Source organism: Streptomyces lateritius, from assembly GCF_014649715.1.
GTDB classification, from domain to species: Bacteria; Actinomycetota; Actinomycetes; order Streptomycetales; family Streptomycetaceae; genus Streptomyces; species Streptomyces lateritius.
The window spans coordinates 21,082-30,520 of the sequence record NZ_BMTO01000028.1 but is presented as its reverse complement, the minus strand read 5'-3'; the positions used below and the strand labels follow the sequence as shown (position 1 = coordinate 30,520).

The following is a 9,439-nucleotide window of genomic DNA, read 5'->3' as shown; positions in this document are numbered from 1 at the left end:
GTGTGATGAGTGGAATCACCACGCCAACGACGAGGGGCCCTGCCTCGTCACCACACCCGCTGACCAGCCCGTTTCACCCACCAGCACAGGATGAAAGAGGCTCAGTGGTAATGCCGGAGCGCCCTGCGGCTTCCGGCCTGCCAGGGCGAGCAGACGGGCGGGGTGGGGACCCGCAGACGCCGGGCGGCGTGAGCGTGACCGCTTCCTCATTACCGGGTAATGAAGACGCGGTCACGGGCGTCGTCGTCCTCACCGGTTCCTCCGCGCGAACGCCTCGGGCGCGAGCTTCTCCATTACCGGGTAATGAAGGAGCTGCTTCCGCCGGCACACCGCGTCATACCCGCTCGGGACGCTCTTCTCAGGCCGCGGGCCGGTCAAGCGTCTCCCGCTCAGGGGTGGCCTGGTACGCCGGCGCCTCTCGCGCCCCGGGGCGGTCGTGCTTGAGGTACGCGTCTGGCCCCGGCTCCTCGAGGTCCTCCTGGCCGAGCTCCGCAGAGCGAACGTGCTGGACTTCTCCCGGGCATCGGTCGACAGCTCCCACATCCGGGCGTTAAAAGGGGCCCCCAAGACAGGACGAAGCCCTGATGACCGGGGCAGGGCGGGCAGCAAACACCACCTGATCACCGACGCCACCGGCATCCCGCTCGCCGTCGCGCTGTCCGGTGGCAACCGCAACGACGTCACCCCTTCATCCCGCTCCTGGAGGCCGTTCCGCCCGTGCGGGGCAAGCGCGGCCGTCCACGGCGGCGCCCCGACGTCGTCCTTGCTGAACGCGGGTACGACCACGACAAGTACCGTCGCCTGGTCTGGGGACTCGGAGTGAAACCGCTGGTCGCCCGGCGGGGCACCGAACACGGTTCCGGTTTGGGCACCCAACGCTGGGTCGTCGAGCGCGCCTTCGCCTATCTGCACTGGTTCCGACGGCTGCGGATCCGCTGGGAGATACGCGAGGACATCCACGAAACCTTCCTCACCCTCGGATGCGCACTGATCTGCTGGCGATGCCTGGACGCGCCCCGCTGCATCGAGGCCGAGGAAGCTGTTGCAGGATCTGGGCGTCAGGACCCAGCTCCGGGAGGCCCCCCATCACCATCATCACGCACGAGGATCCGGTCGGCCGGGGTCCCACGAACTACATGATCCACGCCGATCTGTCGGACCGGCAGGACGGCTGGCTCGAGCAGTTGTGGACCCGCCGGCTTACCGAGGACACGTTCGAGGTGGCCTGTCTGCCCTTCTTCACCTACGGAATCTGCTACCGCGACGTCGTGACCATCGACAGCGACCACCTGGTGACCAGGGTCGTACGCAAGTCCGGCCACCGGACCCTTCGCGTCGCACTCGTCGTGGAACACGCAGACCGAGACCAAGTACACGAGCTGCTGCACGGCAGGGCTGTTGACGCTGGTCTGCCACATGAGTGGCTTCAGGGCACCTACCTTGCCGTTGACCTCCCGCCTGGCTCGGATGAGGCGCCCTTCGTGCAGGTATTGGAACCCCTTGCCCAGGCTGGCGCCCTCCACTGGGAGATCGATTCCTGACCCGAAAGATCATTTCGTTATGAGTTCTTATTCCCGGTTCGAGGAGGCCCCCATGGTCTATCGCGCCGGCTTCCGGCTTCCGGTGGTCCGCCCGCTGAGGAACAAGCAGCTTACGGTCGGAGGCATTCTCCTTGCGGATCGAAGCAGACGAGTCCGTGCTCGCGGGCCAGCTCAGCGGCGTACTCGGACGCTTCCTCTGCCTTGTCGTAAGACATGAGCAGGTACACGACCGGGCCCGAGGCCTCATCGATGACCGGTGTCGACGCCCACACGACACTATGGTCGACGTCATCCGAGTACCGCGCGACGAGTGCTTCCACGTACGCCGTCATGCGGGGCGCCGGAGGCACGGCGACATCGTCCGACTCCAGGTAGCGCTCGTAGAGCTCGTCATACGTCGAGCCCGCTTGCCGGTTGTCGAGTGGACGGTCGCCGTCCCACACAGCAAGGTCAAAGCTCACGCGTGCATCGTCGCAGGCAGCAGTTTCACTGGTGCCCGCAGGCCCTGAGACCGAGCCTTCCCCAGTGATCCGTAAGAGAGCTCCCGGGGCCTGGCGGACGAGGTCCCCTCGGATGCCGTGGGCTGAGGGTCAGGCATAACTGGCGTCCTTCCAGGTGCTGTTCAGGCGGAGGGTCGGGGAGGTGGGGCGCAGAGCGCGGTCGACGAGGGGGCGGGTGTAGAGGCGACGGGCGTCGGCTTCGCTCATGCCGCAGTCGAGCGCGGCCAGGATCAGCGCGGGGTCAGCCTGGGCCGCCGCGCGCAGGTCGACGATGAGCTCGCGGTCCAGGTCCTCGATGACGACGTTCGTGTCGGCGGAAATCTCGACGGTGTCGCCGGCGGTGGCCTGCTGCGTGGCCACCGCGGCGAAAGCCTCGTTCACCCGCTGCCGCACAATGCGCGAGACCGGCCCGGGCTGCTCCACGGGCTGCTCCTGGTGGCGGCGTCGCGTCGCCGTACGGGAGTCCCGCCACGCGTCGACGGCACGGGCACGCTTTTCCTGGGTGTCCCACAGCAAGTGCGCGCCCCGGAGGCGGTAGGCGAGTAGCGCGGAGGGCCGACGGGGATCAGGCTCAGCGGCCAGGTCGAGAAACGCCCGAACGGAGTCCACGGTCCAACCCGCGTCGGATACATGCCGGATGACCCAGGCGATCCGGGCGATGGAGGCGTTCCCGAGCCAAGGCACCAGGGAGATCAGCTCGCGAGCGAGCTGGTACCGGCGACCGACAGGGTTGAGCTTCCGGGCCTTCGGCTTCTGCTGCTTGGGAGTGGGGGACGGCTTCTTCCCGCTTGCGAGCTTGCTCTCAGAGGGAAGACGAGTGAGAGCGGTAGGGGAGACAGTTGAGGTACCGACCTGCATTGGGGTGCAATCCAACCCTGCTGGCCGGGAGGTCCTTGAGCGCTTCCAGCGCACCTTCCGCGCAGCCTTCTTTGCCAGCTTCCCGATCAGCTTCCGGCCCTGCTCGGCGATCCCGACCGGCGCCCGCTCGTATGCGGGCGCTGCCTCGTTGCGCAGCCGGGTCCGGATACCGAGCGCCTCGTCGAACTCGACTGGGATGACACGCTCGAAGACTGAAGCGAGGCGCATGCGTCCCCTCGCGCGGGTGCCCTTGGAGCGGTAGACCAGCAGTCCGGCCTCCCGGAGCATGTCGAGGTGGTACTGCACGGTGCGCTCCGACATGCCGAGCTTCCGCACGAGGTAGTCCACTCCGGGCCGGCACTCCGTCAGTGCGGACATCTCCTGAGCGATGGCGACGGTCGTGGGGCCCCACTTCGGGCCGTGCCGACGCGACGGGGTGTAGAGCCCGGTGCCGCCGACCCAGTGCACGGCCTGCATCCACGAATACGGGCCCGGAGCGATCCGGCCGGTCGTCGTGGAGAGCCATTGGCGAGCTGGAGGGACGTGGAGCAAGGCGGCGGAGGGGCTGCTGGAGGCGTCCCGTTGGCGCGGGATGTCACCCGAGGGAACGGACATTGGGCGCGAATCGCCCGTGCGGGCGCGCGGAAGCTGACAAGAGGCCGTGCCGTGCTGCACTATGTACCTGCTTTCACTGCGAGGTGGAGGCACGCGAAAACCCCGGGTGGGGACTTCGCTGGTTCGCGCAGAACCTGAAGATCGCTCGAACACTCGGGCCCGGTCGCCAAACCGGATTCGAAGTTCGGGCCTTAGCTCGGTCGCCAAACCGAGCCGTAGGAAGTGGCCGCGCACGGTGCGCCAACACCAGCGGCCGGCGGTAGAGGATGTGCCCCCGCCAAGGGGCCCATGGACTCCCGCCTTGCAGGAGTTACGTCACGATCGCTCCCTCATCAGTTGCTGGGGATTTCCCCGCGGCTGCGCTTCTGTGCGCATGGTGCGGAGAGGGGTTGAGGTGCGTCCCGCCCGGAGTGAATCGGCGGCGACGGCGGAGTCCCGCGACAGATGGCCGCCAGGTGTCTTTCCTGGGCGGTAGTTCTGTGGGGATGGTCTGGATGCACGGAAAGCCCGAGCCGGGGGAGTGCACGGCACGGGGCATGGCTCCGTTGGACGCGGCGGTGGATCCGCCGGCCCTGGTCATCGTGTGGTGTGGATAGGCGTGGCGTGGCCCGCGTTCGACGCCGGTGTGATCTTCACGGCGGAGCGCTGGGTCCCACTGGTTGCTTGCCCGGGTGCCCGGGTACTCTTCGGCATAGCGGCCACGCTTTCACTTGTGTCGAAACTGGTGTGTGTGGTCCAGCCCCGCTCCTCGGTGGTCGCACACCGGGGGTCACAGCGGGGCTTTTCCTTTGTCTTGGCGGCTTCGTCGGACCGACGTCGAGCTGAGTGCTCGTCTGGCGCCAGGCGAAGCCTATCTGTTGAGATCGCCGGTTGCCCAGTTCCCCTCCGAACGTGTCGTACCAGCGGCTTGTCATCAGGTATCAAGATCATCGGAGAGTCGTACGATCCAGCCCTCGAGGGTGACGACATGTCAGCCAGCCTTCAGGCGCAGTACATCGGTTCCTGCCGGGTCGCCCTCTCCTGCAGCTTGACCTGTCCGCCTGGCGGACAGCTTTCGGCGAGGCATCGCCCTCGTCCGCGGGTAACGCCCCGCCGATCCCCCAAAGCCCCGCCGTCACGCGAGACGGCGGGCTACGGCGCTACAGGTCATAGATCCGACCCCACGGCCCCGTACTCGGCAGGCACGTCTCGCCAACTGCGGTACGCCCGGACCCGTATGCCGTCGATCAGCCGCCGCGAGGCCAGTTCGGCGGCCGCCCCGCCCCTCGCCGTCAATGGCGCTGTATGCGAGCGAGGGGAAGATGCGAACGGCATCAGTCAGAGGCAGCCGGCCGTCCTTCAACACAACGCTGAGGGGCTTTCCGCGAAGCAACTCCATCACCAGGTAGGCGTGCAACCGTCCGTCGTACATCGCGGAGCCGAAGTCGTGCACGGTGACGATGTGCGGATGGGACAGGCTGCCGGCGACCGCAGCTTCGCGGGCAAAGCGGGCCGACTGCTGGCTGCTGTCCGCGCTGCCGTCGCCGGTGAGGACCTTGACCGCCACCAGCCGGTCGACCTTGGGATCGTGCGCCTTCCAGACCTGCCCGAACCCGCCCGCTCCGATCGCCTCGATCAGCTGGTAGCGGCCGTCCAGCACGGTCCCTGCCTGCACGACTCCCCCTTCTCGGTACGCACCGCGACGCACGGTGTACCAGGCGTGTACCCGTCACGCTACGCCGGAGGAACCTGCCAAGACAGGGAAACTGATCCACAGCGAGGGCCCTGCAACCGTAGAAGCAGGGCCCTCGAGGAACAGAAGCGGTCAGGAACAAGCTCTACGGTCGCGTGCGAGCCGCTCACGCCACTTCGTCGACCGGTGTCCGCTGTTGAAGTGGCACAGCTCCCGACGCTGGAGCACTGCGAGATCGCTCGGCACGGGCCCGGCGCAGCGCGGCCGCGCGGGACACCTCAGCCTGGCGGCGCCGCTCGGAACGGCCGGTGTCGAACGGGGTCGGCGCATCGTCCGACACCACGACGTCGGTCTCGGGGAACGCGCGGCGGGACAGCTCCCGCAGCGCGGCGGTCTGCCGTTCCACTGCTTCCGCGATGCCCGGGTCCACCCGGCGCGGCGGCGCGACCTCCTGGTGGGCGGCGAGTGCGCGGCGGTAGCCCTCGCACGCAGTCTCCCTGGTCCTCGCCGGACCGGTGGGCGCGGCCGGGGCCGGGTCTGCCGGTACAGCATCGGCCGGTCCTGGGACGGGTGCGGCGCCGGGCGGCAGGATCCGCAGGGCGCGCACGACGGTCCGGCCCGCCGCCTTGTTGGCGGCCGCAATGACACGGGTCTGCTCAAGCCAAGCCTTCGTCGCCCACACCGACGAATCCGCCGGGGCAGACCAGAAACCCGCAGCAGCGTGTCGCGGTCAGGCAGAGGGGCGTCGCCTGGTGCCGCCGCCGCTGCCGTTCAGCGGGATCAGGCTCTCCAGGTGAGCGCCCTTGACCCAGGAGCCCAGCAGGTCGCGATGCAAGGCCACGATGTCCTGGCGCAGCGCCAGGCCCAGCGCGTCTCTCGTGAACGCGCGGCAGGTGGTGACGAACAGGGCGACGTCCGCGCCGTGCTCGAGACGGGCGGTGCCGACGAACTTCTGCATGTCCTGGGAGGACACGCTCCGATGCGCCGCGTACTTCTTGCACTGGATGACCAGCTTGCGGCCGTCGGCCAGGTAGCCGACGACGTCCGCGCCCAGGTCGCCGCTCTTGCCGCTGACGACGACGTCTCTGCAGCCGTCCCGCCGGCACAGCTCCGCGATGTACGTCTCGAATTCCTGCCACGTCAGGGCGTCGACCTGAGCCATGGACAACTCGCGCGCCCGGGCCTCCTCCTGCGCCCGCCACGCGCGGTCCTGGCCGACCGCCTGGCGGTGCGCCCGCAGCAGCACCCAGCCGGCCCCACCCAGCGCGGCCGCGGCGAGCACCGTCACCAGGACGGGCCACACCGTCGACCAGTTCGCGGCGACCCACACCACGGCGGCCAGCGCCGCCACCGCGCCCCAGCCCTGCACCTGCCTGCGGGTCTGCTTCTTCAAGTGCCGGCGCCGTCGACGTGCCGCCATCACTCCCCCGCCCCCTGGGGTCGTGATCCGCAGCGCGCGCCGGCGCATGCTGTCCGGACGGTGTGTGGGCGGGGGCTCATCGACTGGCCTGAGTGACGCCGCTCGCCAGCTGCCCCAGGATGTCCACTATTCCCTGGCCCACTGCGGTAGGAGCGAGCAGAACGCCCAGCGCCAGGATGATGATGGCAGTGGTCCTCTCCTCGTTTCGGCTGCGGGCTTGCGTACGGCGGCGCAGCCGGAAGAAGACGATAATTGCGAGCAGCACGGCCACGTTGATGGTCAGCAACCGTCCAGACCTCCCCCAACGATCGGCCATCACCACGGGACGGCAGCGCCACCCCCCGCCTTCTTGTGTAGCGGCGCGTCGGTGATGTTGAAGGCGGGTTACTGACGAATGGCACAAAGCCATCGGACCTGGCCGAATCCTGCGCGGCGGATCAGTCGGCGACGTGCACGGTCACGTAAGGACGGGCGGAAGTCCGGATCCGCGAACTCGGCGGCCCCGGGGAACACGGTGGCGCCTCCGGGGACCTGTTTGATTCCTGCGGAGATGCGGACCTTGGGTGTTCGGGTCACCTTCACGGCCTGGACGTGCCCGACGAGCTCCGGCATGACGTCGGCGAGGATGTCGTTGGATGGGGCCTTTTTCTGGCCCAAGGGACAGGGCAGCGAGTCGAACTCCTGTCTGGTTTCGACTCTCTCAGGGCATGTGCTCGCCATACTCGGCCAGGAGCGTGCGGAGCCGGACTGCCTGGTCGTCGTCGGTGCGGCCTTTGCGCTTGCTCTTGTTGTTCCTCTTCCACACCCCGAGCCGCTTCTCGGTTCCGTCGGCAGAATGCGGCTGAGGCATACGGTCGTGCTCGGCAGCCCAGACGCGCAACTCGGCCAGCGTGGCGTTCCAGGCATCGTCCTGTGGGGTCCACGCCCAGCCGGGCAGCTCTTCCAGAGCGGCCATGCGTTCCGCGCCGTAGGTGGCTCGCAGGCTTCGGAAGGAGTTGACCATGCTGCCGATCCGGTGTCCCCTCCATTGCTCTCGCTGCTTGATGCTGCCGACGCTCCGCTGTGTCTCGGCTGCGAAGTCTTGAAGGATCACGATTTTGGCCAGGAACGCCTCCTCGAACGGATCCCACCTCCATCCCGGAAGCGAGCCCACGGCCTCGAGCTTCCAGGCCGGCAGGTCCACGCCCTGAGCGGTCAGCCGCTTGCGGGTCGTACGCAGGTTGTTCGCCCACACGGTGGCTTCGCGTGCTTCCATCGCGCTGCCCTCCGTGCCGCCCTCGTCTAAGACAGCGGCCCGGTAGCGGTCGCACTGACGGCGGAACGATGCGTCGAAGGCGTTCTCGGTCGACCACGAGGGGATGTCGGACAGACGCCGGGCACGCTCGGGGTCCAGCCGGCCGCTGGCCGCCAGAGCGCGCTGCTTGCGGACCCACCGAGCAAGGTTCACACCGGCGACCATGACTTCCTGATCGGCCGGGTGACAGTCACCCTTGACGGCCTCATAGTCGACGAGCGCCGCGTTCATGCGCGCCCACCGCTCCTTGTGCAGGTTCCGTTCGACTCGAAGCGCCGCTTCCCCGAGCCGGTCGCGGATCCACTGTTTGGCCAGCGCCCGATTCCGCGGACCGGCTAACGAGGCCTCGCGGTAGCGGTCGGCCTCGGCGCGGGCCACCATGCCTAGCCCGGCCAAGTGGTCCAGTACGTCGGCTGCGACGTCTTCGGCAGCCGTCAGGAACCCGACAACCACATCGAACCGCGGATCCAGCGGTTCAAGGCGCGTCTCGCGGATCCGTACCACCGCCAGCCCCGCGGCGCGGAGACGCGCGGCCTTAGCAGCGTCCTTGTCCTCCTTGCCCTCGTGCCACCAGACTCCGTCGAACTCCAGCACGAGGAACGGGTTGCCGTGCTCGTCGACGGCGACGATGTCCACCCGCGCGGGGCGATCGTCGGTATCCAGCACTTGGTCGCAGTCTGGGTCGATGCGCAGCACTGTTGCCAGCTCAGCCTTCAGCAGGAGTTCCTGTACAGACGTTCCCACAAGGCGGCACTTGGGGCAGGCCTTGGTGCCGTTGCCCTTCTTCCCACCGGTGAAGGCGTTCACGCTCCGTGGAAACGAAGGGTGCTGCGCGGGGTTGATGTCGCAGAACCACAGCACCACACGGCTGCTGCCGACGCTCAACTCATCCGCGGTGATGCCCGAGCTCCGAGCGTCCAACCTCGCGACGTCCTCCGGGTAGAGGTCCGAGAGCCTGTTGGTCGAGGAGATTCGGTGTCCGGCGCAGAACGGGCAGCCCCGGCCGCGGCCGTCATCAGGCCAGCGGTGGTCGTCGGCCTTCGAGCAGACCCGTATGCCAGCAGGACCTGTGGTTATCAAGCAATTCTCCCGAGTGTCGTCCTGCTTCCTCGAGCCCTTCGGGCCCTGCCCCTGGCTTAGCACGACTCTCTGACAGGTCACGTGAGGGCCGCTCGTGACCTCCCCGGTGGGCACATTGTGATGTTGGAGGCGGGTTACCGATGAATGGCACAAAGCCATCGGACCTGGCCGAATAGCGCGCGGCGGCATACTTCGACCGTCACGGCTCGCTCGGTCGGCACGCCTTACACACCCGGTAGTCCCGTCCTCCGCGCGGTCCGATGTTCGCGGCAGTCCACTGGCGGGCCTTGGCTGGGCTCATGGGGTAGAGCCGCAGGTGAGGGCTGAGGGCTGTACCTCTCCTCTGCATCCGGACTGTTGTAGTCGTGGTACTCGTGCGCCGCTTCTGCAAGGCCCGGTCGTACGCCTCTCCTTGCGGCGCACGTGGTCGGCGGGCAGCTGACGGCGAACGTGGGCGCA

8 protein-coding genes and 1 pseudogene are annotated in these 9,439 nt (G+C 68.1%); 2 read left to right on the top strand and 7 right to left on the bottom strand.

Annotated elements, in window-relative coordinates:
- Positions 1-451: 451 nt before the first annotated feature.
- Both IE136_RS36300 and IE136_RS34430 read left to right on the top strand, forming a co-directional pair.
- Positions 452-1,008, top strand: a pseudogene (locus IE136_RS36300) (IS5 family transposase); the annotation flags it as partial.
- Positions 1,009-1,136: 128 nt separating this feature from the next.
- Positions 1,137-1,541, top strand: coding sequence for a DUF4265 domain-containing protein (locus IE136_RS34430; RefSeq protein WP_189602475.1), 405 nt, complete (start codon positions 1,137-1,139; stop codon positions 1,539-1,541).
- Between the two features lie 110 nt (positions 1,542-1,651).
- Here the strand turns inward: IE136_RS34430 and IE136_RS34425 are convergent, their stop codons facing one another.
- The 7 genes from IE136_RS34425 to IE136_RS34395 all read right to left on the bottom strand — a co-directional run bounded on the left by IE136_RS34425 (position 1,652) and on the right by IE136_RS34395 (position 8,821).
- A complete protein-coding gene (locus IE136_RS34425) occupies positions 1,652-2,002 on the bottom strand; it encodes a hypothetical protein (protein WP_189602474.1) in 351 nt (116 codons plus the stop codon).
- 129 nt (positions 2,003-2,131) lie between these two features.
- Entirely contained in the window at positions 2,132-3,514 is a 1,383-nt protein-coding gene (locus IE136_RS34420; protein WP_189602473.1) for a helix-turn-helix domain-containing protein, read from the bottom strand.
- Positions 3,515-4,628: 1,114 nt separating this feature from the next.
- A complete protein-coding gene (locus IE136_RS34415) occupies positions 4,629-5,168 on the bottom strand; it encodes a protein kinase domain-containing protein (protein ID WP_229819479.1) in 540 nt (179 codons plus the stop codon).
- 184 nt (positions 5,169-5,352) lie between these two features.
- A complete protein-coding gene (locus tag IE136_RS34410; protein WP_229819477.1) occupies positions 5,353-5,868 on the bottom strand; it encodes a hypothetical protein in 516 nt (171 codons plus the stop codon).
- 48 nt (positions 5,869-5,916) lie between these two features.
- Positions 5,917-6,606 carry a restriction endonuclease gene (locus IE136_RS34405; RefSeq protein ID WP_189602472.1) on the bottom strand — a complete coding sequence of 230 codons (690 nt, stop codon included), beginning with the start codon at positions 6,604-6,606 and terminating at the stop codon, positions 5,917-5,919.
- Between the two features lie 76 nt (positions 6,607-6,682).
- Entirely contained in the window at positions 6,683-6,892 is a 210-nt protein-coding gene (locus IE136_RS34400) for a hypothetical protein (protein ID WP_189602471.1), read from the bottom strand.
- Between the two features lie 414 nt (positions 6,893-7,306).
- Positions 7,307-8,821 carry a helicase associated domain-containing protein gene (locus IE136_RS34395; protein ID WP_189602470.1) on the bottom strand — a complete coding sequence of 505 codons (1,515 nt, stop codon included), beginning with the start codon at positions 8,819-8,821 and terminating at the stop codon, positions 7,307-7,309.
- Positions 8,822-9,439: the final 618 nt, after the last annotated feature.

Bases quoted from the DNA above. Each gene is read 5' to 3' on its own strand.
- IE136_RS34405 (WP_189602472.1), bottom strand. From the start codon at position 6,606: ATGGCGGCACGTCGACGGCGCCGGCACTTGAAGAAGCAGACCCGCAGG.
- IE136_RS34430 (WP_189602475.1), top strand. From the start codon at position 1,137: ATGATCCACGCCGATCTGTCGGACCGGCAGGACGGCTGGCTCGAGCAG.
- IE136_RS34420 (WP_189602473.1), bottom strand. From the start codon at position 3,514: ATGTCCGTTCCCTCGGGTGACATCCCGCGCCAACGGGACGCCTCCAGC.